This is a genomic window from Litchfieldella anticariensis FP35 = DSM 16096 (genome assembly GCF_000409775.1).
Taxonomy (GTDB): Bacteria; Pseudomonadota; Gammaproteobacteria; order Pseudomonadales; family Halomonadaceae; genus Litchfieldella; species Litchfieldella anticariensis.
Genome location: NZ_KE332392.1, coordinates 302,819 through 328,619 on the forward strand (window position 1 = coordinate 302,819; position 25,801 = coordinate 328,619).

24 protein-coding genes are annotated in these 25,801 nt (G+C 58.6%); 17 read left to right on the top strand and 7 right to left on the bottom strand.

The features are described from left to right. A complete protein-coding gene (gene pgl / locus L861_RS16985; protein WP_016417871.1) occupies positions 1-666 on the top strand; it encodes a 6-phosphogluconolactonase in 666 nt (221 codons plus the stop codon). A 21-nt stretch (positions 667-687) separates the two neighbouring features. After that, complete coding sequence (locus L861_RS16990) at positions 688-1,350, top strand: bifunctional 4-hydroxy-2-oxoglutarate aldolase/2-dehydro-3-deoxy-phosphogluconate aldolase (RefSeq protein WP_016417872.1); 663 nt, start codon at positions 688-690, stop codon at positions 1,348-1,350. Positions 1,351-1,433: 83 nt separating this feature from the next. Here L861_RS16990 and L861_RS24275 read toward each other — a convergent pair. Continuing rightward, positions 1,434-2,797, bottom strand: a protein-coding gene (locus L861_RS24275) for an IS3 family transposase (RefSeq protein WP_371827890.1) whose coding sequence is annotated in 2 segments (ribosomal slippage) — positions 1,434-2,341 and positions 2,341-2,797 — 1,365 coding nt in all. Because the reading frame shifts where the segments join, the coding sequence is not laid out codon by codon here. Between the two features lie 401 nt (positions 2,798-3,198). Here L861_RS24275 and L861_RS17005 point away from each other — a divergent pair. Next, entirely contained in the window at positions 3,199-3,693 is a 495-nt protein-coding gene (locus L861_RS17005; protein ID WP_016417873.1) for a hypothetical protein, read from the top strand. 42 nt (positions 3,694-3,735) lie between these two features. On the opposite strand, the gene L861_RS17010 is transcribed toward L861_RS17005, so the two are convergent. From L861_RS17010 to edd, 6 genes are all read right to left on the bottom strand, one after another. Further along, positions 3,736-4,695: a carbohydrate kinase family protein gene (locus L861_RS17010; protein WP_016417874.1), complete on the bottom strand. Its 960-nt coding sequence runs from the start codon at positions 4,693-4,695 to the stop codon at positions 3,736-3,738. After that, complete coding sequence (gene pgi / locus L861_RS17015; RefSeq protein WP_016417875.1) at positions 4,692-6,356, bottom strand: glucose-6-phosphate isomerase; 1,665 nt, start codon at positions 6,354-6,356, stop codon at positions 4,692-4,694. The genes L861_RS17010 and pgi overlap by 4 nt, the downstream gene beginning before the upstream one ends. 137 nt (positions 6,357-6,493) lie before the next feature. Beyond that, positions 6,494-7,369, bottom strand: a complete 876-nt coding sequence (locus L861_RS17020; RefSeq protein ID WP_016417876.1) for an aldo/keto reductase — start codon at positions 7,367-7,369, stop codon at positions 6,494-6,496. Next, entirely contained in the window at positions 7,366-8,286 is a 921-nt protein-coding gene (locus L861_RS17025; RefSeq protein WP_016417877.1) for a D-hexose-6-phosphate mutarotase, read from the bottom strand. Before L861_RS17025 ends, L861_RS17020 begins: the two co-directional genes overlap by 4 nt. After that, positions 8,283-9,251 carry a glucokinase gene (glk, locus tag L861_RS17030; RefSeq protein ID WP_016417878.1) on the bottom strand — a complete coding sequence of 323 codons (969 nt, stop codon included), beginning with the start codon at positions 9,249-9,251 and terminating at the stop codon, positions 8,283-8,285. The genes L861_RS17025 and glk overlap by 4 nt, the downstream gene beginning before the upstream one ends. A gap of 60 nt (positions 9,252-9,311) precedes the next feature. Beyond that, positions 9,312-11,198 (bottom strand): phosphogluconate dehydratase, encoded by a 1,887-nt coding sequence (gene edd / locus L861_RS17035; RefSeq protein WP_016417879.1) that lies wholly within the window; start codon positions 11,196-11,198, stop codon positions 9,312-9,314. Positions 11,199-11,396: 198 nt separating this feature from the next. Between edd and gap the strand changes: the two genes are divergently transcribed. The 14 genes from gap (at position 11,397) to lpxL (ending at position 25,725) form a co-directional block, all read left to right on the top strand. Next, entirely contained in the window at positions 11,397-12,398 is a 1,002-nt protein-coding gene (gene gap, locus L861_RS17040; RefSeq protein ID WP_016417880.1) for a type I glyceraldehyde-3-phosphate dehydrogenase, read from the top strand. An 829-nt stretch (positions 12,399-13,227) separates the two neighbouring features. Beyond that, positions 13,228-14,532, top strand: a complete 1,305-nt coding sequence (locus L861_RS17045) for a sensor domain-containing diguanylate cyclase (RefSeq protein WP_161629066.1) — start codon at positions 13,228-13,230, stop codon at positions 14,530-14,532. Positions 14,533-14,612: 80 nt separating this feature from the next. Then, positions 14,613-15,776: a GNAT family N-acetyltransferase gene (locus L861_RS17050; protein WP_016417882.1), complete on the top strand. Its 1,164-nt coding sequence runs from the start codon at positions 14,613-14,615 to the stop codon at positions 15,774-15,776. A gap of 86 nt (positions 15,777-15,862) precedes the next feature. Then, entirely contained in the window at positions 15,863-16,216 is a 354-nt protein-coding gene (gene ftsB / locus L861_RS17055; protein ID WP_016417883.1) for a cell division protein FtsB, read from the top strand. Next, positions 16,213-16,953 (top strand): 2-C-methyl-D-erythritol 4-phosphate cytidylyltransferase, encoded by a 741-nt coding sequence (gene ispD, locus L861_RS17060; protein WP_016417884.1) that lies wholly within the window; start codon positions 16,213-16,215, stop codon positions 16,951-16,953. The genes ftsB and ispD overlap by 4 nt, the downstream gene beginning before the upstream one ends. Positions 16,954-16,960: 7 nt before the next feature. Further along, positions 16,961-17,449, top strand: a complete 489-nt coding sequence (gene ispF, locus L861_RS17065) for a 2-C-methyl-D-erythritol 2,4-cyclodiphosphate synthase (protein ID WP_027947876.1) — start codon at positions 16,961-16,963, stop codon at positions 17,447-17,449. Then, entirely contained in the window at positions 17,439-18,512 is a 1,074-nt protein-coding gene (gene truD, locus L861_RS17070) for a tRNA pseudouridine(13) synthase TruD (RefSeq protein ID WP_016417886.1), read from the top strand. Before ispF ends, truD begins: the two co-directional genes overlap by 11 nt. A 55-nt stretch (positions 18,513-18,567) precedes the next feature. Further along, positions 18,568-19,314 (top strand): 5'/3'-nucleotidase SurE, encoded by a 747-nt coding sequence (gene surE, locus L861_RS17075; protein WP_016417887.1) that lies wholly within the window; start codon positions 18,568-18,570, stop codon positions 19,312-19,314. Positions 19,315-19,330: 16 nt separating this feature from the next. Further along, positions 19,331-19,966 (top strand): protein-L-isoaspartate(D-aspartate) O-methyltransferase, encoded by a 636-nt coding sequence (locus tag L861_RS17080; protein ID WP_236617174.1) that lies wholly within the window; start codon positions 19,331-19,333, stop codon positions 19,964-19,966. Further along, on the top strand, positions 19,963-20,922 hold the full coding sequence (locus L861_RS17085; protein ID WP_016417889.1) for a DUF368 domain-containing protein: 960 nt from the start codon (positions 19,963-19,965) through the stop codon (positions 20,920-20,922). The genes L861_RS17080 and L861_RS17085 overlap by 4 nt, the downstream gene beginning before the upstream one ends. Next, positions 20,915-22,162 (top strand): peptidoglycan DD-metalloendopeptidase family protein, encoded by a 1,248-nt coding sequence (locus L861_RS17090; protein WP_016417890.1) that lies wholly within the window; start codon positions 20,915-20,917, stop codon positions 22,160-22,162. Before L861_RS17085 ends, L861_RS17090 begins: the two co-directional genes overlap by 8 nt. Before the next feature lie 111 nt (positions 22,163-22,273). Then, the gene (gene rpoS / locus L861_RS17095; protein WP_027947878.1) at positions 22,274-23,248 is read left to right on the top strand and encodes an RNA polymerase sigma factor RpoS; all 975 of its coding nucleotides are present in this window, start codon (positions 22,274-22,276) and stop codon (positions 23,246-23,248) included. A 383-nt stretch (positions 23,249-23,631) separates the two neighbouring features. Next, positions 23,632-24,768, top strand: a complete 1,137-nt coding sequence (gene alr / locus L861_RS17100; RefSeq protein ID WP_016417892.1) for an alanine racemase — start codon at positions 23,632-23,634, stop codon at positions 24,766-24,768. 42 nt (positions 24,769-24,810) lie between these two features. After that, positions 24,811-25,725 (top strand): LpxL/LpxP family Kdo(2)-lipid IV(A) lauroyl/palmitoleoyl acyltransferase, encoded by a 915-nt coding sequence (lpxL, locus tag L861_RS17105; protein WP_016417893.1) that lies wholly within the window; start codon positions 24,811-24,813, stop codon positions 25,723-25,725. The last annotated feature ends 76 nt before the right edge of the window (positions 25,726-25,801 follow it).

The following is a 25,801-nucleotide window of genomic DNA, read 5'->3' on the forward strand; positions in this document are numbered from 1 at the left end:
ATGAATGCTTCCCGCGAACGATTGGCTCGACAGTTGGCCGAAGCGGTGGCGGAGGCCTTGAGAGTCGATCTGACCCATCAGGAGCGTGCCTTGCTGGTAGTATCCGGCGGTTCGACTCCGGTGCCTTTTTTTCATGCCCTGGCAGCCATTGAGCTGCCATGGGAGCGTATTGACGTGACACTTGCCGACGAACGCTGGGTCGCCGAAACAGCGGATGACAGCAATGCACGTCTAATACGTGAACACTTGCTGAGCGGGGCGGCGAAAGCAGCCAATTTCGTACCGCTGACCACCGCCGATGCCACTCCGGAACAGGGCGTTGACACGGTTGCTACACGTGTCGAGCAACTGGCTTGGCCGGCCAGCGTAGTGGTTCTGGGGATGGGAGGCGACGGTCATACGGCCTCACTATTCCCCGATAGTCGGGAGCTTGGGCTGGCGTTGTCCACAGATGAAAGCGTCGTGGCCGTACGTACTCCCAGCCAGCCTCAGGCGCGTATTACGCTGAGTGCTTCCCGACTGCACCAGACTCGGCGTCACATGCTGCACCTCAATGGTGAAGACAAGCGGGCCGTGTTGGCGACCGCCATGGCTGGTGATGACGTCCGCGAGTTGCCGATTCGTGCCTTTCTGGCTTGTCCATTGGCGATCTATTGGGCGCCCTGATTCCTCTTTTGGAGCAAGAACATGACGATTGAAAAGCAGTTGCCATCCACTCGTACCACAGAACTCGACAGCATCTGCCTCAAGGCCGAAATCATTCCGGTAATCACCATCGAGCGTCTAGAGGATGCCGTGCCGATCGGCCGCGCTTTGGTCGAGGGCGGTTTGCCGGTGCTCGAGATCACTTTGCGTACCGCTTGTGCGTTGGAGGCCATCAAACGTATACGTGAAGCCTTGCCAGGGGCTAGCATTGGTGTGGGCACCGTATTGACGCCTGCTCAGTATCGCCAGGCCGAACAGGTCGGCGCCGACTTCGTGGTCACTCCTGGAACCACCGAAGCCTTGTATCGCTATGGGGTGAGCAGTCCCGTGCCCATGTTGCCCGGGGTATCGACGGTGTCCGAACTGATGACCGGTTGGCAGTACGGTTACCGCCGCTTCAAGTTCTTCCCTGCCGAAGCCAGTGGTGGCGCCAAGGCGCTCAAGGCTTTCGGAGCGCCGATTCCCGAGGCCCGCTTCTGCCCCACAGGCGGAATCACGGTGGACAATGCCGACGACTACCTGTCACTGCCCAATGTGATGTGTGTGGGGGGGTCCTGGCTGACGCCCAAGTCGCTGATCGAAGCTGAGGACTGGGCCGGTATCCGTGAGCTGGCTAGGCAGGCAGCGGAGCGCTTCCATCACTGAGCTACACCCGATCTCTCTCGACAGCCTGTGCTGTTGTTCGACCCGCCGATCTGAAGTGACCCCCAATAGTTGGACGGGTTGATTCAGGTAGTGGCGGTCCCCAAGGCCTGGATCCTGTATTCCACAGGGCTCAGGCCTTTTAGGTTGGCCTTGATGCGGTCATGGTTGTAATAGCGTATGTAGGCCCGGAGTTCCCTGATGAACCTCTCTACACCAGTAAATTTCTGGCCATGGAAGAACTCACTCTTCAAGAGGCCGAAGAAGTTCTCGATGACGGCATTGTCCAGGCAGTTCCCGCTACGAGACATGCTGACCTCGGCTCCTCTAGCGGTCAACGCCGCGTGATAGGCAGGCATCTGATACTGCCAGCCCTGATCAGAATGAAGAACCAGCCCTTCGGCATCTTTGACCTGCTGCAAGGCTTTACCCAGCATGGCCATGACCATCGGCAGCCGAGGGGTACGGGCAATAGAGAATGCCACGATTTCTCGGTTATAGAGGTCCATGACCGGTGACAGGAAGACCTTTTCCCCTCGAATGTTGAACTCTGTAATATCTGTTACCCACTTCTGATGCGGACGGTCTGCTCGGAAATGGCGCTGTAGACGGTTGGCGGCGAGACCACCTTCGTCACCTCGGAAGGACCGGTAACGCTTGGGTCGCACTGTTGATTTTAGTCCTGCCTGTATCATCAACTTCTGGACGGTCTTGTGATTGAGATGACAGCCTTCCCTCCGAAGGGCCAGCGTCATGCGGCGATAGCCGTAGCGCCCCTTGTGGGCATGGAAGATACGATGGATAAGCTGTCTTTCGGACACATAAGCATCTGGGCGCTGAAGCACTTTTCGCCAGTAGTAATAGACGCTACGCGCAAGGCCAGCTGCACGCAGCAAGTAAGCAAGCGCATGGCTTTGCCTTAGCTCATTGATGATCAACGTTTTTTCTCTTCGGTTGATCGTTTTGACTGAGCCAAGGCTTTCAGCTTTTTTAGATAGGCGTTCTCTGCTCGCAGATAGGCCAACTCCTCCGCCATTTCTTCTGGCGACATCTGGTCAGGTGCCTTGGTACCAGAGGATGGCGGTTTCTTCTTTTTCACACGAGGTCTCCCACGGCGGTCAGACAAGCCGTCAACCCCATGAGAGGCATACTGGCGCCGCCATTCTCTAATGGTAGTACGCGCTGGGATGTTGAAGTAAGCACTGGCCTCACGAAGAGAGCCGCCTTCTTCGAGAAAACGCACGACTTTCAGCTTGAAGGCCAGATCATAGACCTGGGGGCGTGTACGGCGAGCCAATCCTGCCTCACCATGTTGGCGATAGACCTCTACCCATGACCTGACAACACCTCTATCCAGCCCGAACTGTATCGCTGTGCGTCTGCTTCCTCCCGCCGGACTCTCGTGGTGCAGGACCACTTGTAACTTGAACTCACTGGAATACCTCGCCATGCAAAACCCCCTACAGTTGGAGCGGTGTCCAACTTTCGGGGGTCAGTTCAGATCGGCGGGTCTTTTTTGCACCATGTGTTATTCAGACACAGTGTTCACAGCGCGATGGCGGTGCACCAGCCACTTGCCGAGTGTTGGCGGGCTCTTCCGGCCCGGGTAAAGGTGCGCTAGTGGAGGGTGCTAAAGCTCGGAGTGGCCATCGACGGATATACTACGTTGGCTATCTGTATTAGTGATCCATGAACATGGCCTGGTACTTGCTTGAGGTATGTCGAGGCCGACGGAAGGGAATTCCTGTAAACGGTTGGCCGGCATCCTCGAGACAGGGTGACGCTGACTGCCATCCCGTCGTTACGGATGCTACACCTGTACGTCGCGAAACGGACATGGAGGCACCGACCATGAACGACCTGAGATCATTGACGCTCCTGCCCCAGGAACAGCTCGTCCTGGCGAGTCATCTCGAAATCCGGGCCTTGCAGCGCTATCGCCGATTGGCGAGTCATTTGCGTCCACGTCATCCCGGTATCAGTCGATTAATGGCGACATTGGGTCTGGAGTGTGCGAACCATCTCGTATCTCTGCGCGAGGCGGCAGAGCGCCTGGGTTTGGGGGCTTGTATCGATGGCGAAAAGGATGCGCCCACTCGCATGTCGCGTCGCTGGCGCCCAACATCCGACGATGATCCCGCTGAAAATGTGGTCCAGGAAGCACTGGAAGCTGCCATCGACAGTCGTCGGTTGGCTCACCGGTTGCTGGAAACCAACGCGACTCCCGAGTTGGAAGTATCCTTGCTGGCCTTTGACAAGCACAAGCAAGCCGAGTGTCGGTTGCTGGAAGAATGCCTTGCCGAGGATGGGAATCGCTTGGAGTCGAAGGCAGTGCAGGCAGGCTGACAAGAGGGCGCCGGCCGTTTCGGCCGGTGCCTAATGTCTGCACTACTTGAGTTGTTCGAGATCCTCGCGGGTAGGCAGAGCTGCATAAGCCCCGGGACGAGTCACGGCGTGTGCACCACAATGGCAGGCCACATCCACGAAGCGCCGCAAGCGTGCCTCATCCTGATGCCAGTCGTCTTCGATACCGGTTTCGGCGAGCATTGCCAGCAGGCCGCCAATGAAGGCATCACCTCCGGCCGTGGTGTCTACCGCCTGGACTTGGGGCGGAGTGACGCGAAAGGTCGTAATGGCGCTGCGTACTTCCACATCGGTGGCGCCATCTGTGACCACGATCAAGCGAACTCCGGCAGCCAGGCGCTCACTCAGCCAGCCATCGGCGGTATGCTCACCACGCAGGAAGTCGAGTTCCTCCCGAGATAGCTTGATCAATTGAGCGCGGTCCAGCAGGCGAGTCACCGTGCCGATCTCGGCATATTTCTCGCTCCACAGGTTGTGGCGCAGGTTGGCATCGACACTGACCAGACAGCCCGCTCGCGCCGCCATGTCGGCGATGGTCAGGGTGGTCTCGGCGATGGTGTCTTCGGTCAAGCTGTTGGTACACAGGTGGAGAATCACCGGCTCGCTGAAGACGCCGGGCGGCAGGTGCTCCAGTCGATACAGCAGGTCTGCCGCAGGAGGCCGATAGAAATCGAAGGTGCGTTCACCCAAGGCATCGCGGGAGACGAAAGCGAGTGCGGTGCGCGCGGCGCTGGTGCGCACCACGCCAGAGGTGTCGACGCCGTGGGCCTTGAGCTCCGCAGCCAGGAAATCACCAAAATGATCTTCACCTAACATGCCGAGGAAGCGGCTAGGCACGCCCAGTCGGGCGCAGGCCACCGCGACATTGGCTGGAGCACCGCCTGCATAGGGGGTGAAGGTTTCGGGGCCTTGGGTATCTTGTTCCCCTAGGCGGCTGGAGAGCATATCGACCAGGGCTTCCCCGAAAGCAATGACCGGGGTCATAGGTGTTTCTCCTTCTTGGGTTGAGGCTTGTGCTTGCCTTTGCTCTTCTCGGCCCCTGTCGAGTTCCCTTGGTTCTTGTTGAAGTGTTGTCGCACCAAGGCCAATAGCCCCTGGGTAGACGCGTCGAAGTCCTGACTGTGTTCATCGATGCGCTCACTGATCTCGCCAGCAATACGCTTGCCGAGTTGCACGCCCCATTGGTCGAAGGAGTTGATGTTCCAGATGATGCCCTGCACGAATACCTTATGTTCGTAAAGAGCGATCAACGCGCCGAGATTGCGCGGGTTCAACTCATCGAGCAGCAGGGTGCTGGAGGGCCGGTTGCCCGGGCAGCTATACGGGTCGAGCTGGCTGCCTTTCTGACTTCCCTCCATGAAAGCGTTGGCCTGAGCCAGCATGTTGGTCAGCAGTGCAAAATGGTGATCCTCGAAGCCTGGTTCAGGCTTTAGCGAGGCGATGAAGTCAATGGGCACATAGCGGGTGCCTTGGTGAAGGAGTTGGAAGAACGCGTGCTGGCCATTGGAGCCTGTCTGCCCCCAGACGATGGGGCCGGTCTTGTAGTTGATCGGATGGCCGAAGATGTCCACCGACTTGCCGTTGGACTCCATGTCGAGCTGCTGGAGAAAGGACGGTAACTGATGTAGCGCCTGGTCATAGGGCACGATGGCCTGGGTCTCGGCGCCGTGGAAGTTGATGTACCAGATACCGATCAGTGCCATCAGGACCGGCATGTTCTCACTGAAGGGGGCCTTGATGAAGTGTTGATCCATCTCATAGGCGCCCTCGAGCAGTTCCATGAAGCCATCGAAACCGACCGATAGAGCGATGGGCAGACCGATCGACGACCACATCGAGTAGCGTCCACCGACCCATGCCCAGAATTCGAAGACATTCTCTTCTCGAATACCAAACTCCATGGCGGCCTTGCGGTTGGTAGAGGCGGCGATGAAGTGAGCGCCTACATCAGCATTCTCGCCCGCGTTGTCGAGGAACCAGCGCCGTGCGGTCTTGGCGTTGAGCAGCGTTTCCTGGGTCGAGAATGTCTTGGTGGAGACGATGAACAGTGTGGTCGCCGGGTCGAGGCGATTCAGTACCTTCTGAATGTGAGTGCCATCGACGTTGGAGACGAAGTGGAAACTCAGTTCCGGGTGTCGGTACTTGAGCAGGGCACGACAGGCCATGTTGGGGCCCAGGTCGGAGCCGCCGATACCGATATTGACCACGTCCTTGATACGTTCTCCGCTGTAGCCCTTCCACTCGCCACTGCGAACTGCCTCAGAGAAGCGCTGGATCTGTTCGCGGGTGCGCTGGATCTCCGGCATCACATCCTTGCCATCGACCATGAGGGGGCCTTTGTCCAGGTTGCGCAAGGCGGTATGTAGCACTGGGCGGTCTTCAGTAACGTTGATGATGTCGCCGGAAAACATTTGTGCACGTCGCTGGACCAATGCCGAGTGGTTGGCCAATTCCAGTAACTTGGCAAGTACGGCATCCGAGACATGATGCTTGGAGTAATCGAGGAAAAGGCCACCGACACGCAGACTCATCTTGTCGAAGCGTTGTGGGTCGGCAGTGAAATAGTCGCGAATCCGGTCGTTGGCGGTTTCCTGGTATAGCTTTTCGAGAGCCTGCCAGGTCACGCTGCGAGTGAGTTGGAACATGCCGTGATCCTTTTGTTGTCGATAATGACTATTTGTCTATGACGATTTGGGATATTGGGCGACTGATAAATAGATGAATCGTGTCACTTCTGCAGTCGCACGTTATGCAAGCCACTTGGCAGTCCTGGCGAGTGCATTCAGGCCACCCGCTGGCTGCGAGCTTCCTCCAACAAGGCGAACCAAGTGGGGCGGTCCAGCTCGAGGCAGGCACCGTTCAGCAAGTCATCGATGCGCTGCTCCCTGAGGGTGCCGATCACCGGTACCGGGTGGCCGGGCAAGCCGCGAAGCCAAGCCAGAGCCAAACCAGCGGAACTGGTGTTGAAGTCTCCGGCCAGCCGTTCCAGCGATGCTCCGAGCACATCCTCGAAAACCGTGCCTCCCCCCAGTGGCGACCAAGCCATGGGTCGCATGCCATCCGCTAGTAGAGCGTCGAAGAGGCCATCGAAGAGTGGTTCGGGATGCGCCAGGGATAGCTGTAGTTGATGGCTCACCAACGGATGACGCATGGCGGCTTGTAATCGTCGCCACTGCTCGGGGAGGAAGTTGGAAACACCTATGGCGCCGACCTTGCCAGCGTCGATAGCCGCATCCAAGGCCTCTGCAGTCGCCGCAGCATCCATCAATGGGTCCGGGCGGTGGAGCAGGAAGTGATCGAGGTGCTCTACACCCAGGCGAGCGAGAGAAGCATCGATGGCGGCGGTGAGGTAGCTTGGTGAGCTATCGTAATGTTTGACGCCATACGCAGAGGTGTCGAGAGAGGGCGTTACGATACCGGCCTTGGTGACGATGCGGACGCGAGACGCCAACGCGGGTCGGGCACGCAGAGCATCACCGAACAGGGTTTCGCCTCGATGGTTGCCATAGATATCGGCGTGATCGAACCAGTTGAGCCCTTGGTCGAGACGTGCTTCGATCCAGTCCGCCAATGTTTCCGGGGCGTGCAGGGTGTCTCGTTCGTGCAGGTGCATCATTCCCAGCAGGAAGGGCACGTCGATCCGCGAGTCGTCGTTCATGGCGCATCCTCACATGTGATAGTCGTGGCCAGTAGGTGTTGGGCGCCGGGGACCAGCCACACCGGGTCCAGGCGTGTACAAGCGGCCTCGACACATAGAAAGCGTCGTCCGACTTCTGTTGGAGTGTCGGTAGGAAGGTCATCTCCGGGATGCCAGACCACCGTAGAGTCGCTGCCTTGCTTGGCGATACGAAGGCGGCGACGATTGTCATCGAGCACCACTTCTCGATTGGACTCATAGATTCGGTCCAGCGGTCCACGGATGCCTAGTTCGCCTTGTTGGACATGTTCGGCGAACCCCTGCAGTTTATCCAGGTAGCGTGCCCCGGCGAGCCCTTCGACACGGCAGCGATGTGCGTCGGTGACGGCAAAATAGCTGTGCAAGGCGCCGCTCATCTTTACTGGGGTTTCGCCCCGGTGTTCTGTCACTAGCTCGACATGCAAACGTTTGGCATTGGCTTGGATCACCGCTCGCGGCACAAGTTGCTTATGAAGTTGGTCGATGGGCGATAGATGTAGCTCGATGCCTTCTTCGTGCTCGTCGGCGGCATCGAGGTGCCACTCGGCCTTGCGCGCTGGGCCATGCATCGGACCGGATCGGTCCGGGGATTCGTCGGCAGTGTTTTCGTCGGCGAACCACGGCCAGCATAGCGGGATACCGCCGCGAATGGCGCCGGGAGAGGGCTGCGGTGTGGATGTGACCCATAACCACCCGGCATCCAGGGCTGGTGTTCCACTTCCAGTGGCATGTGTGGAACCGGGCGTGTACGGCAAATAGTGAAGCACCTGTGCCCCTTGCAGCGACACGGCCAGTTCGCCCCATTGCTCTCGAGCCAGCCATAGCGTGCGCCCGGCCCATTCGGCTTGACGCTGGCCTTGGGTATCGTCCAGCAGTGCGCGCAGCGACGATGGGATCATGCCACCTCCTCGTTATGCAGTGCTTCGGCGGCCCCCAACAACCCTGCCCAAGGAGCGGTGACCACCCATGTAGGAATGCCGGCATTGTAGGCGCTCATACGCCCCTTGTCGGCAAACGCGTCGCGAAAGCGGCTGCGAGGCAACCAGTCGAGCAACCGTGGCAGGATGCCACCGCACAGGTAGACGCCGCCACGGGCCCCCATGGTCAGGGCAGCATCGCCGCACACGTCACCAAGAATCTTGAGGAAGCGCAGCACGGTATCCACGGCGACGGCATCGCCTTCGTTGGCTGCGGTCGTTACCTCTGCCGGGGTGGCATAACGGGGATTGGCCCCTTTGAGCGAGGCATGGGCGCAATACAAGTCCAATAGCCCTTGGCCACAGAGGATACGTTCCACGGAGACTCGCCCATAACGCGAGCGGAAGTAACGCAGCAGGTTCTGCTCACGTTCGTCGATGGGGGCAAAAGTCACATGGCCGCCCTCGGTGGGCAGAGGGACCCAGGCATGCTGGCCCGGGAAGATACCGGCCACGCCCAGGCCAGTGCCGGGACCTATCACTAGCCGAGCGCAGCCGTCTGCAGCCTGGCCCTCGCCAACAGGTACCAGGTCCTGTGCGGCGACATGCGGCACACCCAATGCTTGAGCGGTAAAGTCATTAATGACCTTGAACAGAGTCAGATCCAGCTTGGTCTGTACGTCGCGTTTGGAAAACACCCACGCGTTGTTGGTCATGCGAACCTGGTCGTCATGGACTGGGCAGGCGAAGGCCAGACATGCCTCGCGGGGGGCGTTCTTGCCGCCGTGCCCCACTCGGGCCAGGTAGTCGCGCACAGCGTCAACCAGCGTCGGGTAGTCGGCGCAGGATAGGCTCAGAATGTCATGTGGCTCAAAGGTATCCGGTGTCACCAGTGCAAAGCGCGCATTGGTTCCACCGATATCACCTATCAGGGCTGGTCGCGTCATCAGTGGCCCATCTGGTTGGTCGTTGAGTTCATGTGAGCTCCGTCGTTGTTAGAGAGCCGGTTAGGCATCCAGTTCGTGGATGAAACCCTCCTGGCGCGTCAGGTCATCGGCCTCGAAGCCCCCGAAGACGCCAGCGCCTTCCTCGGCACCTGCCGCCAGGTGACGGAAGCCGCCGAATAGCTCGCGTCCTAGCCCATAATGGTAATGATCCAGATTCGCCTCGGCGACCTCGCGACCATTCCACTCGTGGGATTCCACTAGCACCTTCAATTCGCCTTTGTCGGCATCCAGGTGAATCACGTCACCATCACGCAGCTTGGCCAGCGGGCCTCCATCGACGGCTTCCGGAGTGACGTGTATGGCGGCTGGTACCTTGCCGGAGGCACCTGACATGCGGCCATCGGTCACCAGTGCCACCTTGTAGCCGCGGTCCTGAAGCACTCCGAGATAGGGGGTGAGCTTGTGCAGTTCAGGCATACCATTGGCCTTGGGTCCCTGGAAGCGCACGACTACCACCACGTCACGATCGAGTTCGCCGGCTTCGAAGGCAGCCTTGAGCTGGTTCTGGTCATCGAACAACCGAACCGGGGCTTCCACGATGCGATGTTCGGCTTTGACTGCCGAAACCTTGATCACGCCACGACCAAGATTACCGTCAAGTACCGTCAGTCCGCCGGTCGGCGAGAAGGGTTCGGCGACCGAGCGCAATACGTCGGTGTCGTGGCTTTCCGTCGGCCCTTCACGCCACACCAGCTTGCCATCCTCGAGGAAAGGTTCCTGGGTGTAGGCATGCATGTCGGTACCGAACACGGTCGGAATATCGCCATGGATCAAGCCGGCTTCTAGTAGTTCCCGGATCAGGAAGCTCATGCCGCCAGCGGCCTGGAAGTGGTTTACATCGGCTTGGCCGTTGGGGTAGATGCGGGTCATGCTCGGTACCACAGCAGACAGTTCGGTGAAGTCATCCCAGGTGATGGTCAATCCCGATGCGGCAGCCATGGCCACTAGGTGCAGGGTGTGGTTGGTAGAGCCGCCCGATGCCAACAAGCCGACCATGGCGTTGACAATGGCCTTCTCGTCGACCTGCTTGAAGAAGGGACGATACTCGCCGCCCGGTTCGCTGTTGCGGATGGCTTGTTCAGCGGCGTAGCGGGTAAGGGCATCGCGCAGGGGGGTGCCGGGATTGACGAAGGAGGCGCCGGGCAGGTGTAGCCCCATGATCTCCATCATCATTTGGTTGGAGTTGGCGGTACCGTAGAAGGTGCATGTGCCGGGGCTGTGATAGGACTGCGACTCAGCCTCGAGCAGATCGTCGCGACTGGCCTTGCCTTCGGCATAGAGTTGCCGGATGCGAGCTTTCTCCTTGTTAGGTAGGCCACTGGGCATGGGGCCGCCGGGGACGAAGATCGCCGGCAAGTGGCCAAAGCGGGCAGCCCCGATGAACAGCCCGGGAACGATCTTGTCACAAATACCAAGGTAGAGCGCAGCATCGAACATATTGTGAGACAACGCCACGGCAGTGGCCATGGCGATCACATCGCGGGAAAAGAGCGACAGTTCCATGCCGGGCTGGCCTTGAGTCACACCATCGCACATGGCAGGAACGCCGCCGGCAAACTGGGCGGTGGATCCCATGGCACGTGCCGCTTCTTTTATGAGCTCAGGATAGGGGCCAAGTGGTTGGTGCGCCGAGAGCATGTCGTTGTAAGACGATACGATTCCCAGGTTGGCGCTGTTCATCAGTTTCAAGCGCCCTTTGTCGGTTTCACCACAGGCGGCAAAGCCGTGTGCCAGGTTGCCACACGAGAGATCGCCGCGGTGGACTCCTCGACGATACTGGTCTTGCATGCGCTGTTCATAGAGTGCGCGACGCTCGTGCGAGCGTGTGCGGATACGCCGGGTGACCCGGTCTACCGTAGCGTGCAGAGGAGGGGGCTGGGTGGCCATATGCTACCTCGCTTGGCGGTGATGGATGGTGATGTTGGTAAATTTAGCAAAAAAATACCTTGAATGTCGCCTTTCTTTGCGCCAAATTAGCATTCATACGTAGGATTATTTCACTCGGGTTTGTTCCAACAAGCACTTTGCAAGCTTCGTGGTACCTACCCGACTCAAATACAGCACAGTAAGTACGAGGATGCCGCCATGACGTTACGTGTCGCTATCAATGGCTTCGGCCGTATCGGTCGCAATGCACTGCGCGCCCTTTACGAAAATGGCTATCGCGATCGAATCCAGGTGGTCGCCATCAACGACTTGGGTGATCCGTCGCTCAATGCCCATTTGCTCAAGCATGACAGCGTACATGGTCACTTTCCTCATAAGGTGGCGCATGATGAGGAAAACCTTAGCGTCGATGGCGAACGGATTCGCATTCTCTCTGAGCGTGATCCGGCCAGCTTGCCGTGGAAATCGCTCGAGATCGACCTGGTCATGGAGTGTACGGGACTGTTCACCAAGCGCACTGACGCCGCCAAGCATATCGAAGCGGGAGCAAATCGCGTGTTGATCTCGGCACCGAGCCCGGATGCCGATGCCACGGTGGTATACGGCGTCAACGAGCACGTGCTGACTGCCGAGCATCGCGTGGTCTCCAATGCTTCCTGCACCACCAATTGCCTGGCTCCAGTCGCCAAGGCACTGAATGATACCGTCGGTATCGAAAATGGCCTGATGACGACGGTACATGCTTACACCAATGACCAGAACTTGTCCGATGTCTATCACAAGGATCCGTACCGCGCGCGCAGCGCGACCCAGTCGATGATCCCGACCAAGACCGGTGCCGCCGCCGCGGTCGGCTTGGTGCTACCCGAGTTGAACGGCAAGTTCGATGGCTTGGCAGTACGCGTGCCGGTGATCAACGTATCGCTGGTAGACCTGGTTTTCACCGCCAGTCGTGACACTACCAAGGAAGAAATCAATGCCATCGTCGCCAAGGCGGCCGAGGCCTCGCCAGTGCTGGCTGTCAATGCTCAGCCACTGGTGTCCATCGATTTCAATCACGATGCCAACTCTTCCACTTTTGACGCCAATCACACTCGCGTCAATGGTCGCCTGGTCAAGGTCATGGCTTGGTACGACAACGAGTGGGGATTTTCCAACCGCATGCTGGATACCGCACTGGCGATGCAGGCCGCTGGCTGATCGTGAAGCGGGTGTGCCGGATGCCTCGTGCATCGGTACAGCCCGGCCCTGTACGGACATCATGCCGCTGCGACTTCTTCGCGCACTCACGGCTCCGCTCGGAATGTCGCATGGCATGATGTCCTACCTATCAACAGTCGCGTCTCTAGGGTGCCTGATGGCACCCCTTTTTGTGCCTGTTCGAGCGCCCGGATAGCCTGGAAGAGCACGCCTGCGTTGTTTGGCGCTGGGATGCCAGTCAGTCGAAAGCCTGTCTAACACCATGTTGCATCTCGTCTTTCTCGTGCGGCATACCTTGCTCACTACCCGACTCGTGACTTTTTTCAGTGCGTTTCTTGGTGTGGTGTTGTCAAGGAGCGCAGCGAATTCCCCTGCGCGGAATGAACAAGCTGCTAAGCTGCTGGTAAAGGATCACTTCGGTATCATCTGTATGCGGTGGCTGGCGGCCCTGTGCCATGCACGATAGTGTAGATGGAGTTCATACCCTGCTGGGATCACGCTTGCGCGATGCTCGTCGAGGTCGCGAAGGGCGTATTGTGGGTGTCGATCAGACAAGACCAACACCGGCATTGTTAATGGTGTGGGAGACAGGGCGGGGCGTTGAGCGTGTCAACCTGAGTAGCGAGGAACTTAGGGCGCTAGTGACATCCAGTCTGGGGGATCAGTTTCGAGGTCTTGAGAATCATCAGTCACGAAAAGGGTGCAAAGACGCCCGTGCTGACGACTCGCTCGGTATGACGGGATCCGCCAGGCCGCGTTGAACCAATATCGATGTCATGCTGCCCGTACCGGAGGTCGTCATAGCGGCGGTCAAGGGAACACCATGAACATGAACATGAATACACGGGTGGTGGAGAACCTGGGGTTGCTGCGTCGCTTTGAGCGGCTCAGTGAACAATTGCCGGGAATACTTTTCCAGTATCGGCTCTCGCCGGAAGGCTTGTTCGGCTTCCCTCTGGTCAGCGCCAGGATGCAGCCGATGTTCGGAATCGCTGCGGAAGAGGTGATGCGTGATCCGTGGCAAATGTTGTCCCGGGTCCATCCTGAAGATGTCAATGCCTTATGGCGTAGTATCCAGCGTAGCGCCTTGAAACTCGAGGAGTGGCGTCACGAGTTTCGCTATTGTCACCCTCAAGGCGATATCCGTTGGATTCGTTGCCATGCCACGCCGCAACGTGAGAGAGATGGCGGTGTGCTATGGCACGGATTCTGTGAGGACATCACGTCGCATAAGCACTCGCAACTGGCATTGATGGAGAGTGAGCGTCGATATCGCTTCATCGTCGAGAATGCTTCCGATCTCATCATTCTGATGGATGCCGATGGTATCTGTCAGTTCGCTTCGCCGGCCGTGACCGAGGTATTGGGTTATGTGCAAGGGGGGTTGGAGGGGCGAGCGTTGATTACGTTATTGCCGCCGGATGATGCTCCCCGTGTGCAGCGCCTTTTGCATGAGGCAGCGTGTCGGGGAGAAACGCTACGTTTCGAGGTGCGGGTTCGCCATGCCAGGGGGCACTACGTATGGCTGGAAACTAGCTGCTCTCCTTATCTCAGCCCACTCAATGGGCGCTACGAATGGTTACTGGCGGTGGCACGCGACATCACCGATCGCAAGCGTCGCGATATGCGACTGCACGAGCTTTCAACTACCGACAGCCTGACCGGGGCTCTCAATCGCGCAGCCTTCATGGGGTGTCTGGAAAGCTCGCTCGAGTCGGCTGACCACACCAATACTCGGGTTTCCGTAGTGCTGTTCGATATCGATCACTTCAAAGCCACCAACGATTCTTGGGGGCATGCGGCGGGCGATCTGGTATTGGCCTGCTTGGGAGAGGTGTGTCGAACGACCCTGAGAGCCAATGACATCTTCGGTCGCATTGGTGGCGAAGAGTTCGCTCTGATCTTGAATGGGCAATCCTTACAGGAAGCGTTGGTGCTTGCCGAGCGCTTGCGTTGCAAGTTCGAGCAGGTGCGTGTCGAGTTTCACGGTCAGTGGCTCAACTTCACTGTCAGTTTTGGTATCGCCGAACGTCACCGGGACGAGTCCATGAAGGCCTTGTTGCACCGTGCCGACATGGGGCTCTATGCGGCTAAGCGTCTGGGGCGCAATCGCGTACAACAAGCATCGCACTGATCCGGGGCCTGCTCTCCACCCTTGGCAGCGATGTGTCGGACATGCTTTGCTCTTGGAGTTAAGGTCGCCGAGAGGGAAGCATGTCCGAGACACGTGCAAGCGTTACACGAGAAGGCTTGTCGCTGCAGACCGTATCTACCATCGAGGCATTGCCTGCCGAGGCCTGGAATGCCTTGGTTGGCGATGCTTACCCGTTCCTGCGTCATGAGTTCCTGCATGCACTGGAGGCCAGCGGTGCCGCCAGTGCTCGAAGTGGCTGGGTACCACGGCATCTTGGATTGTGGCAGGCTGGCAATCTTGTGGGGGTAATGCCGTGTTATCACAAGTATCACTCCTTTGGTGAATACGTCTTCGACTGGGCCTGGGCAGATGCTTGGAAACGCGCCGGTGGCCACTACTATCCCAAGGCACTGACGGCAATTCCCTTTACTCCGGCGCCGGGGCCGCGTCTGGGATTAGCAAAAGGAATCGACCCTTTCGACGCGCGGGAATTGCTGGCCAATGCTTGGGAAGGCAGTGAGCTGTCGAGCTGGCACCTGTTGTTTGCCGAGGACGATGATGTCGATGCGTGGCAAGCAGTGCGCCCGTCATTGTTGGAACGGCACAGCGTCCAGTTCCAGTGGCAGGATGCCGACTACGGTGATTTCGATGGCTTTCTTGCCGTACTGACCTCGAAGCGTCGCAAAGAGATTCGGCGCGAGCGAAGAATAGTCGCCGATCAGGGAATCCATCTACGTCGCCTGGTAGGGAGTGACATAGACCACGAAGCGTTGACGCATTTCTATCGTTGTTACCAAATCACCTATCTCGAACGTGGCCAGCAAGGCTACTTGAACCTGGCATTTTTCGAGCGCTTGCTTGCGACCATGCCTGATGCTCTGGTGCTGATCCAGGCTCGCTTGGGAAGCCGGCCGGTGGCGGCGGCATTATGTCTGCAGGGAGGCGATACCTTGTACGGGCGTTATTGGGGCAGTGAGGTGGAAGCCGACTGTCTGCATTTCGAAGCCTGCTATTACCAGGGCATCGAACATTGCCTGGCCCAAGGGTTGACCCACTTCGATCCTGGTACCCAAGGCGAGCATAAACTGATGCGCGGCTTTGCGCCGCGGCTCCTACGCTCACTTCACCATCTTGCCGATCCCCATCTGTACCAGGCCGTATCACGTTTCTGCACCGAGGAGCAGCGCTATATCACGGCATATCGAAAGCACCTCGATGAGTCACTCCCTTTCAAACGAACCTGAAGCGGGATATCGCGCGCTTGGGCTCTGCGCATCGCGGACGATAATGGCATAATGCTTGGCATTGAGTTTCCCGACAGGACGCCAGGATGTTGAAGCGGCTCGCTATTGTGCTGATCGCCTTGTTTGTGTTGTTGCAGTATCGCCTGTGGTTCGGCGAGGGTGGATTACGAGAGTTGGCGCAGATCCGAGCTCGTGCCGATGCGCTGGAGGAAGAGAATCGACCATTGCGGGCGCGTAACCAACGCTTGGCGGCTGAGGTCATGGACTTGAAGACCGGCCTGGACGCCATTGAAGAGCGTGCTCGCAGCGATATTGGCATGGTGCGCGAGGATGAGCAGTTTTTCTGGGTGCCAGGGGTGGTGGCTGAGGCATCGATCGTCGGGCAGCAGGCTCTGAATCTCAACCCACAGCCCAAAACTGGCGAGGAGCCTCGTCCATGAGCCGCTTGTGGTGGGTGGTTCCAGCTGCAGGGCAGGGTAGGCGCATGGGCGCCGAGCGCCCCAAGCAGTACTTGCAGATCGATGGACGACCGGTATTGGCGCATACGCTGGAGCGTTTGCATCGAGCCATACCCCAGGCGGGGTTGTGCCTGTGTCTGGATAGTGATGATCGCTGGTTCGACTCTGCTTGGGTGCCCTTCGATGATTGGCGCCGGGTGAAGGGGGGTACCGAACGAGTGGATTCGGTAGCCAACGCCTTGGCGATACTTGCCGGGGAGGCGGCCGATGACGATCTGATACTGGTGCATGACGTGGCGCGCCCCTGCGTCTGGATCGAGGATCTTTGGCGTTTGGTCGAGGTGTTGAACGGGGAGCCGGCCGGGGCGCTGTTGGCAGCGCCGGTCGCCGACACCGTAAAACGCGATGATGGCCATGCGCATGTGCGAACGACTGTGTCCCGTGAGGGATTATGGCAGGCACTGACACCTCAGGGATTTCGTTATCGTTTGTTGTGTCGTGCTTTTGATGTGGCCCGAGAACGTGGCCTAGCGGTCACGGACGAAGCATCGGCAGTGGAAGCCTTGGGTGTCTCGCCAAGGTTGGTAGCGGCTCGGCGCGACAACCTCAAGATCACTCATCCCGAGGATTTGGCGCTAGCGGCGCATATCCTTGCTACCCAGGCTGCCTTGGAACTGTCATCGATACCCCCTGTTTCCCATCATCGGCAAGAGAGCTGACATGACCCTGAGAATAGGCCATGGCTTCGATGTGCATCGTTTCGGTACTGGCGACTACCTGATGATCGGTGGGGTCAGAATACCCTTCGCTCATGGTTTCGTGGCTCACTCCGATGGCGATGTGTTGTTACATGCGATCAGCGATGCGTTGCTGGGGGCCTGTGCCCTGGGCGACATCGGCCAACACTTTCCCGATACCGATCCTGCCTGGGCGGGAGCCGACAGTCGTGAGCTGTTGCGTCAGGTCGTCGAACTGATAATCGCGCGTGGTTATCGCGTCGGCAATCTTGATGCCACCCTGATCGCCCAACTGCCTAAGATGTCGCCATATATCGAGACGATGATTACCCATATCGCCGAGGACCTGCAGGTTTCCCGGACAGCGGTCAATGTCAAGGCAACCACGACCGAAGGTTTGGGCTTTACCGGGCGTGGCGAAGGAGTGGCGGCGGAAGCTGTGGTACTGCTGCAGGCGGGAGAGGGCCATGGCAACTGAGTCGGTGACGGCGATGCCGATCTCTTGGCCGCCGGCCTGGCCCCGGGCACTGGATGAAGTGGTGGGAGAGTCTCCTCTTCATGGCAATTATCGTGCGATTCCCGAGGATTTTCAGGTCGAAGAAGTTCTGGGGTTTGCACCGGAAGGTGAAGGTGAGCATCTCTGGTTGTGGGTGGAGAAGCGAGACCTGACCACCTTGGAATTGGTCAAGCGGTTGGCTCGAATCTGTGGCGTCGCAGTGCGCGACATTGGCTACTCCGGTATGAAGGATCGGGTTGCCATCACTCGGCAGTGGCTATCGGTTCACTTGCCGGGGCGAGAGGCGCCGGTGGACCTGAGTGAGCAGCTAGCGGATGTGCCAGTGACACTGCTTGAGCAGGTGCGTCATCCACGCAAGCTCAAGCGTGGGGTGCATCGCGCCAATCGTTTCAGGTTGCGGCTCACGGGCGAGGTGGTTCGTGATCCCGGCGTGGAACGGCGTTGGCAGTGGCTGTGCGACCATGGAGTACCCAATTACTTCGGCCCCCAGCGCTTTGGCCCTGGAGGGCGCAATCTGATCAAGGCTAGGACCGTGTTGGAACGCGGCTGGCGCAAGCGTGATGACCGCGAGGGTATGCTGCTTTCCACCGCGCGTAGCTATCTGTTCAATATGTTGTTGGCCCGTCGCATCACGGAGGGGAACTGGGCGGCGGCGCTGCCTGGCGAAGTGCTGATACTCGATGGTACGGCCAGTCAGTTCGTGGCTGATACCATTGACGATGAGTTACAGGGTCGACTGGAGTGTCTGGACGTACATCCCAGTGGTGTTCTGTGGGGAGAGGGCCGTCTGGTCAGCCGGGCACAAGCGGCCGCTTGTGAAAATGCGCTATGTACCGAGGAACCCATATTATGCGAGGGGTTGCAGAGGGCCGGAGTGCGTATGTCGCGACGCCCCTTGCGGGTGCGGCTGCATGCGCCATTGCTCGAGCACGACGAAACAGCCCTGACACTGAGCTTCGAACTGCCCCGTGGGGCCTTTGCCACGTCGGTGGTGCGTGAACTGATGATGCATTCCAGCCTGTGAAGGGCATCTCGGTTCACGATGTTCGAGTGGTACATGGACTCATCAGGGAGAGACGATGAGAAAACTTTTGCTGTCCAATGACGACGGTGTACACGCACCGGGATTGCGGGCGCTCTATGAGGCGTTAAGCCCTCACGCGCGTATACGGGTAGTGGCTCCGGATCGCGACAAGAGTGGGGCCAGCAATTCACTTACCCTGTCACGCCCCTTGGCGTTGAGTGACCTCGAGAATGGCTTTTACAGCGTTGATGGTACTCCGGCCGATTGCGTATATCTGGGGGTTAACGGCGTCTGGGACGAGAAGCCGGACCTGGTGATCTCGGGAATCAACCATGGCGGCAACTTGGGGGACGATGTGCTGTATTCCGGCACTGTCGCCGCTGCCATGGAAGGGCGTAATCTTGGCATGCCGGCAATCGCCATGTCGTTGGTGGGAACACGCCATTTCGACTCCGCCGGCCGGGTTGCTGCGAGCCTGATCGGTGCTGCTGACCAATTGTCGTTACCACCGCGCAGTCTGCTCAATGTCAATGTGCCGGACTTACCATGGGAGTCGATCCGTGGGTTTCGGGTCACACGACTGGGCTATCGTGGCCCGGCAGCTCAGCCGCTGAAGGTTCGTGATCCACGTGGTCGCGAACGCTACTGGATAGCGGGGGTCGGTGAAAATGCCGATGATGGTCCGGATACCGATTTCGCCGCCATACAGGCGGGATTCGTCTCGATCACGCCGTTGCAGACCGATCTGACTCGGCATGCGGCATTGGATGACGTTCAGGGCTGGTTGGATGCACTCACATGAATTGCGCGGTGTCGGTATGACATCGCAACGTACTCGTGATCGTTTGGTTGCCCGCTTGCGGGCAGGAGGCATCGAGGATATCCGGGTCCTGGAGATCATTCGACATGAACCGCGTCACCTGTTCCTGGATGAGGCCCTGGCCCATCGCGCCTATGAAGATACCTCCTTGCCCATTGGTCATGGCCAGACCCTGTCACAGCCTTGGATCGTGGCACGCATGACCGAACTGGTGATCGCTGAATCGCCTGATCATGTTCTGGAAATTGGTACCGGCTCCGGATATCAGACGCTGATTCTCGCGCGACTGGTACCGCAATTGTGGTCGATAGAACGGATTACCGCCTTGTACCAACGCGCCAGTGAACGTCTGCGCCGCCTTAGGGTCTCCAATGTGCGGTTGCGTCTTGCGGACGGTGGTCACGGCTGGCCTGAAGCGGCACCCTTCGATGCCATTTTGCTGACGGCCTGTGCTCGCGAGCTCCCCGAGGAGTTGCTGGCCCAGCTCGCCGACGGTGGAAGGCTGATCGCGCCATTGGAAGAGGCTGATGGCAGTCAATGGTTAACCCAAGTTCGTCGCAAGGGCGACGACTTCGATTATCAACGCTTGGAGCCGGTGCGCTTCGTCCCGTTGTTGCAAGGAGTTATTCGTTGAAGCGTTCGTATTCGATTTTCCTGAAGGGAGCCGGCATGGGAGCGGCCGACGCGGTTCCCGGGGTCTCGGGAGGGACCATTGCCTTCATCACTGGCATCTACGAGGAATTGATCGACACCATCAAGCAATTCGGTCCCTCCGCCTTTACTGCCTGGCGCCGTAGTGGTTGGGTCGGGCTTGCTGCCCATCTCAACCTGGCCTTTATCGTGCCATTGCTTGCAGGTATTGCTGCCAGCCTGGTCAGTATGGCGCATTTGGTGACTTACCTGATGGCCGAGCATGGATTGTTGCTGGATGCTTTCTTCTTTGGTTTGGTGGCGGCCTCGGCGTTGGTCATCACCCGCAAGTTGCCAGACTGGCGGCTATGGCATGCGATCCCATTGGTTGGGGGGCTGCTGTTGGCCAGCGCTCTGCCCGGGCTGATGCCTCATATGGCGTCGTTAGGGTCGGAGTCGTTATTGCTGGTCGCTGGGGGAGCCATCGCCATCAGCGCCATGATGTTGCCTGGGGTATCGGGAAGCTTCCTGCTGCTGACCATGGGGCTGTACGGCACAGTGATGGAGGGCATCAAAGGTTTCGATTTGGCCTTGATCGCACAGTTCGGTTTGGGCTGTGCTCTTGGGCTGTTCTTCTTCTCGCGGTTATTGTCCTGGATGTTGCATCACTTCCATACTGCAACGTTGCAACTGTTGGTCGGCTTCATCCTGGGATCCCTGCCAACCTTGTGGCCATGGCGTGAACTGGTCAGGTATCAGTTGGGAGCGGATGGGCGGATGATCCCGCTGGATTATCGTTATCTATCACCTGGTGATTATGCGTTGCTGACCGGAGAATCCGCGCAGCTCTTTGGTGTGCTGGCATTGATGCTGGCTGGTTTGATATTGGTGCTGGTGGTCGGCAGAGAGCCCCGTCCATCCAAGGCACACCCTCACAAGGAGGAAGGCTCCGATGCGTAAGGCCCTGTTGATTTCTGCCATGGCGTTGAGCATGGCAGGTTGTGCTACCCAGTCGGAGGGGCCCTCGCAGGTCCAGGTGCGCGACCTGTCGATGAGCCGCGAGCGAGCACAGGCGAGTACTTATACAGTTGAAGCCGGCGATACTCTGTATGGGATTGCCTGGCGGCATGACATGGATTTTCGTGATCTGGCACGTCTCAACAATATTGGTCCTCCTTACCGGCTGCAACCGGGGCAGGAATTGCGTCTCGACGCCAGCGGCAGTGCCGGAGGAGGTGCTTCCGCATCAGCTCTGGCCGAGAGTGGTGCCCAGGCCAGTGGTGCTCAGACCACTGGTGCCGTTCAGGCGAGTGGCGCTACCGATATCAATACCGAGAGTGGCAATCTCGACTGGCTGTCACCGGATCAGGAGGCCATCGAGCGCAATCGCCGCCTGACGGCTCGTTCCCTGGATGAGTCGGGTACCAGCGAAGCGGCACTGGGGGCCGCGGCGGCAGCTGGTGGACAAGCGCCGTCACAAAGCGAGGTCACCAACGCTCCTGGCCCGATTTACAATTACGGCAGTCCTGGTGCCGACGGTCGTCTGAGCGAACGCGATCGCGCCGAGAGTGAGGCGCTTGCCGCAAGCCGTCAGGCTGCAGAACCCTCGCCCGAGCCGAACACCGGGGGGGCCAATACACAGCCCACGCAACCGGCAAGCTCTGACACACAGTCGTCATCGGTGACACGCGATACTCAGCCACAGCAACAGCCACAGCCACAGCAACAACAGCCGCCGCAGCAGCAACCGGATGCCGGAGCCGCCGTGGCTGGCGAGTCCAATTCGTCGACAGGGGGGAATGATGGCCGGACGTATACGCCGGTGGAGGACATACCTTGGCAGTGGCCTGCCGATGGAACGCTGTTGGCGAGTTTCGGAGAGGGCTCGAGTATCACCGCCGGCATTGATATTGGCGGGCAAAAGGGGCAACCTGTCAAAGCGGCTGGACCAGGAATCGTGGTATACGCGGGAAGTGGTGTGCGAGGTTACGGTAACCTGATCTTGCTGAAGCATAACGATCAGTTCCTCAGTGCCTATGCACACAACGAGAGCTTGAGAGTCAAGGAGAATGACGTGGTCGAAGCCGGTGAGGTGATTGCCACCATGGGTGACACCGATACCGATGGTGTTAAGCTTCACTTCGAGGTACGCCGGGATGGCCAACCTCAGAACCCCTTGGAATACCTGCCGTCGCGTTGAATGATAGGCTTGTAGCGCACAACAACAACCAGCAGCCGTTGCCATGCGAAAGGTAAGTCGATACAGCGTGGCGGTTGTGTATCTGGGTAGCACTGAACGGGGTAGCGACACATGAGCATGCTTGAACGGGACCTTCAGGATGTGGACCTCGAAGCCATCGAGGAAGAGTTGGACGTCGATGACGACGAGGCCAGCGTCAAGGATGACCAGGAATTCGAGAAAGCACTGAGCCGTGAGGAGAATCAGTATCATCACAGTCTCGATGCCACGCAGATCTACTTGAACGAGATCGGCTTCTCACCGCTACTGACCCCCGAGGAGGAGGTGTATTACGGCCGTCTGGCCCAGCAGGGAGATCCGGCTGGTCGGTCAAGAATGATCGAATCCAACCTGCGACTGGTGGTCAAGATCGCGCGACGCTATCTCAATCGCGGCTTGTCATTGCTCGACTTGATCGAGGAGGGCAATCTGGGCCTGATCCGCGCGGTCGAGAAGTTCGATCCCGAGCGGGGCTTCCGTTTCTCGACCTATGCCACGTGGTGGATTCGCCAGACCATCGAGCGCGCGCTGATGAATCAGACGCGAACCATCCGCTTGCCCATTCATGTGGTCAAGGAACTCAACATTTACCTGCGAGCAGCGCGCGAGTTGACCCAGAAGCTCGACCACGAAGCCACGCCCGAGGAGATTGCCGATTTTCTCGACAAGCCGGTGACTACGGTCAAAAAGATGATGGGGCTCAATGAACGAGTGTCGTCGGTGGACTACCCGATGGGTGGCGAAAGTGACAAGCCACTGATCGAGACGCTTGCCGACGACAATGATCTGGGACCCGAGTCGTCGCTGGTGGATGTCGATGTCAAGCAGCACGTCAACGATTGGCTGGCCGAACTGACTGACAAGCAGATGGAAGTCGTGGTACGTCGCTTTGGTCTGCGTGGGCATGAGGCCGCTACGTTGGAAGAGGTTGGCGAGGAGATCGGGTTGACTCGTGAACGAGTGCGACAGATTCAGGTAGAGGCCCTGAAGAAGCTGCGTCGGGTGCTGGAGAAGCAGGGCTTGTCGCTGGATGCCATCTTCGAGTAACCCGTTACTTCTCTTTATCCCAGTGATCATGACATCTCCCCAGCCATTGGCGGGGAGATGTCATGTGTGTGGCCGAGGGTGTACTCGTTCCTTGTGCGACGTACTGGCTCATTGACAGCGTATAGCTCCCCCGCAGAAGCAAGGCACATGTCGGTCATCGATCCCTCACCGCGTATTGTGCACCAGCCCATTACATACCTGTATCTACAGCTGCCAGGAAATATCGAATCCTACTCATAGTCATATGAATGAATCAGCTATCATGTTTCTGTAATTTGTGTTTATCTTCCGTGAATTGACTGATTTTTGGGTGTTTCATTGGTGAAAATGATGCGTAAATGGCAAATAATCATGCCCTTTCGTTTCACTCCAGGAGAGCTCCCATGGCTCGGCCTCTGACTGCCGATATCGACCTCGATGCCCTGCGTCATAACTACTGTTTGGCCCGTGACTTGGCTCCACACAGCCGCACTCTGGCCGTGCTCAAGGCCGATGCCTATGGCCACGGGGCCGTGCCATGCGCCCATGCCCTGAGCGACTTGGCGCCCGCTTTTGCCGTGGCCAGCATCGAGGAGGCATGTGTGCTGCGTGAGGCTGGCATCAAGATCCCCATCGTGTTGCTGGAAGGCATCTTCGAAGCATGTGAACTGGAAGTTGTCGACACCATGGACCTATGGATCGTGGTGCATAGCGACTGGCAACTCGAGGCCCAACTGGCTTATCGGCCACGGCGGCCAATTCCAACCTGGCTCAAGGTCGATTCCGGCATGCATCGTCTAGGTTTCGATCCATATCGGGCCGAGCAGATCTGGGCACGTCTGGCTGCCGCCCCCGAGTATGCCACCGACCTGCATCTGATGAGTCACTTTGCCACCGCTGATGCGTTGGACCCGAGTTATTTTCGCCACCAATTAGGTGTGCTGAACGCGTTGGCGGAGCGCTTGAAAGCCCCCATTTGCTTGGCCAACTCTCCAGCAACTCTGGCTTGGCCCGAGGCCCATGGCGCCTGGAATCGTCCAGGCGTGATGCTTTACGGCAGCAACCCCCTTGTGGGAGACAACGATGCAACCCGCCGCCTGGCACCGGTGATGACGTTGCGCTCGGAAATCATCGCCGTGCGCGATCTGGCACCTGGCGAACCGGTTGGGTATGCAGGACGCTGGAAAGCTCCTCGGCCCTCGCGGATTGGTGTCGTAGCCTGTGGTTACGGAGACGGTTACGACCGTCATGCCGTGGATGGCACGCCGGTGTTGGTCAACGGTCAACGCACCTCGATTGCCGGTAAGGTCTCCATGGACATGCTCACTGTAGACTTGACCGATATTCCCGAGGCCGGGATTGGTAGCCCCGTCGTGCTGTGGGGTAGGGCGGCTGACGGCACGTATCTGTCGGTAGATGATGTGGCGAGTCACTGCGATACCATCAGTTATACCTTGCTGACCGGGGTGCTACCGCGGGTGCCAAGACGGTATCATGGTGGCCCGGTGGGTGTGGCCCGCCAAGCCAACGTCCACGACTGACAACAGGAGACGACCCTCGACGCGAGGGTTTACCCCTTTAGTATGGCCAAGACCGAGTATCCTTCTTCCTTTGCACACCCCCGCTATTGGCCGACCTGGATGGCCATTGGGTTGATGCGCCTGTGTGCCTGGCTGCCGTGGCGGGCGAAGCTGTTGCTGGGCAAGAGCTTGGGCTTGCTGGCCTGGTGTCTGGCCAAGCGCCGTCGACATATCACCGATACCAATTTGCGGCTGTGTTTCCCCGAAAAGAGCGAGGATGAGCGTCGTGCACTGGTGCGTGAGACCTTCATTGCCAATGGTATCGGGGTATTGGAAACCGCCACTGGTTGGTGTCGCGACCCTGAGCATTTACGCCACCGGGTAACATTCAAGGGCCAGGAGCACATGGCGCGAGTCCAAGCCGAAGGCAAGGGGGCTCTGATCATCGGCGTGCACTTTTCCACGTTGGATCTGGGGGGGGCCTTGCACTCCCTGTTCTTTCCCGCCGATGTCGTCTATCGACCCCACGACAATCCGTTGTTCGAACGCTTCATGACCCGTGCGCGCAATCGTATCTTCGGTACTGCCATCGACCGTCACGACCTGCGCGGTGTCGTGCGACGGATCAAGTCCGGTCACAATGTGTGGTATTCACCCGATCAAGATTTCGGTCGCGGTGCCAGCGTGTTTGCGCCCTTTTTCGGCGTGGAGGCTGCTTCGATCAAGCTTACCGCCAAGATTGCCCGCATGACCGGCGCCCCGGTCATGCCGCTGATGTTTCACCGCAACCCGGATAACCGCACCTATACCCTGGAATACTTGCCGCCATTGGATGATTTTCCCAGTGGCGATGAGGTAGCGGATGCCGCTCGGGTCAACGCGTTCATCGAAACGGCGATCCGCAAGCGCCCCGAGCAATATCTATGGTTGCATCGGCGCTTCAAGACCCGGCCGAAAGGAGAGGTAAGCCTCTACTGAAAATACAGGCGCTTACTATCGGTAACTTGACGCTCTGGTCAAGGGTGCCGAGTCTGAAAAATGAACCTGCCTTACG

What these genes read in the sequence shown, in the direction of transcription:
- L861_RS17010 (WP_016417874.1), bottom strand. Translation starts at nt 4,695, where the DNA reads ATGACCCCGGTCATTGCTTTCGGGGAAGCCCTGGTCGATATGCTCTCC.
- L861_RS17050 (WP_016417882.1), top strand. Translation starts at nt 14,613, where the DNA reads ATGTCCGAGACACGTGCAAGCGTTACACGAGAAGGCTTGTCGCTGCAG.
- gap (WP_016417880.1), top strand. Translation starts at nt 11,397, where the DNA reads ATGACGTTACGTGTCGCTATCAATGGCTTCGGCCGTATCGGTCGCAAT.
- truD (WP_016417886.1), top strand. Translation starts at nt 17,439, where the DNA reads ATGGCAACTGAGTCGGTGACGGCGATGCCGATCTCTTGGCCGCCGGCC.
- rpoS (WP_027947878.1), top strand. Translation starts at nt 22,274, where the DNA reads ATGAGCATGCTTGAACGGGACCTTCAGGATGTGGACCTCGAAGCCATC.
- L861_RS17025 (WP_016417877.1), bottom strand. Translation starts at nt 8,286, where the DNA reads ATGATCCCATCGTCGCTGCGCGCACTGCTGGACGATACCCAAGGCCAG.
- lpxL (WP_016417893.1), top strand. Translation starts at nt 24,811, where the DNA reads ATGGCCAAGACCGAGTATCCTTCTTCCTTTGCACACCCCCGCTATTGG.
- L861_RS17045 (WP_161629066.1), top strand. Translation starts at nt 13,228, where the DNA reads ATGAACATGAATACACGGGTGGTGGAGAACCTGGGGTTGCTGCGTCGC.
- L861_RS16990 (WP_016417872.1), top strand. Translation starts at nt 688, where the DNA reads ATGACGATTGAAAAGCAGTTGCCATCCACTCGTACCACAGAACTCGAC.
- edd (WP_016417879.1), bottom strand. Translation starts at nt 11,198, where the DNA reads ATGGCCACCCAGCCCCCTCCTCTGCACGCTACGGTAGACCGGGTCACC.
- L861_RS17080 (WP_236617174.1), top strand. Translation starts at nt 19,331, where the DNA reads ATGACATCGCAACGTACTCGTGATCGTTTGGTTGCCCGCTTGCGGGCA.
- ftsB (WP_016417883.1), top strand. Translation starts at nt 15,863, where the DNA reads ATGTTGAAGCGGCTCGCTATTGTGCTGATCGCCTTGTTTGTGTTGTTG.
- glk (WP_016417878.1), bottom strand. Translation starts at nt 9,251, where the DNA reads ATGACGCGACCAGCCCTGATAGGTGATATCGGTGGAACCAATGCGCGC.
- pgi (WP_016417875.1), bottom strand. Translation starts at nt 6,356, where the DNA reads ATGTTCCAACTCACTCGCAGCGTGACCTGGCAGGCTCTCGAAAAGCTA.
- surE (WP_016417887.1), top strand. Translation starts at nt 18,568, where the DNA reads ATGAGAAAACTTTTGCTGTCCAATGACGACGGTGTACACGCACCGGGA.
- L861_RS17090 (WP_016417890.1), top strand. Translation starts at nt 20,915, where the DNA reads ATGCGTAAGGCCCTGTTGATTTCTGCCATGGCGTTGAGCATGGCAGGT.
- L861_RS17020 (WP_016417876.1), bottom strand. Translation starts at nt 7,369, where the DNA reads ATGAACGACGACTCGCGGATCGACGTGCCCTTCCTGCTGGGAATGATG.
- pgl (WP_016417871.1), top strand. Translation starts at nt 1, where the DNA reads ATGAATGCTTCCCGCGAACGATTGGCTCGACAGTTGGCCGAAGCGGTG.
- ispD (WP_016417884.1), top strand. Translation starts at nt 16,213, where the DNA reads ATGAGCCGCTTGTGGTGGGTGGTTCCAGCTGCAGGGCAGGGTAGGCGC.
- alr (WP_016417892.1), top strand. Translation starts at nt 23,632, where the DNA reads ATGGCTCGGCCTCTGACTGCCGATATCGACCTCGATGCCCTGCGTCAT.
- L861_RS17005 (WP_016417873.1), top strand. Translation starts at nt 3,199, where the DNA reads ATGAACGACCTGAGATCATTGACGCTCCTGCCCCAGGAACAGCTCGTC.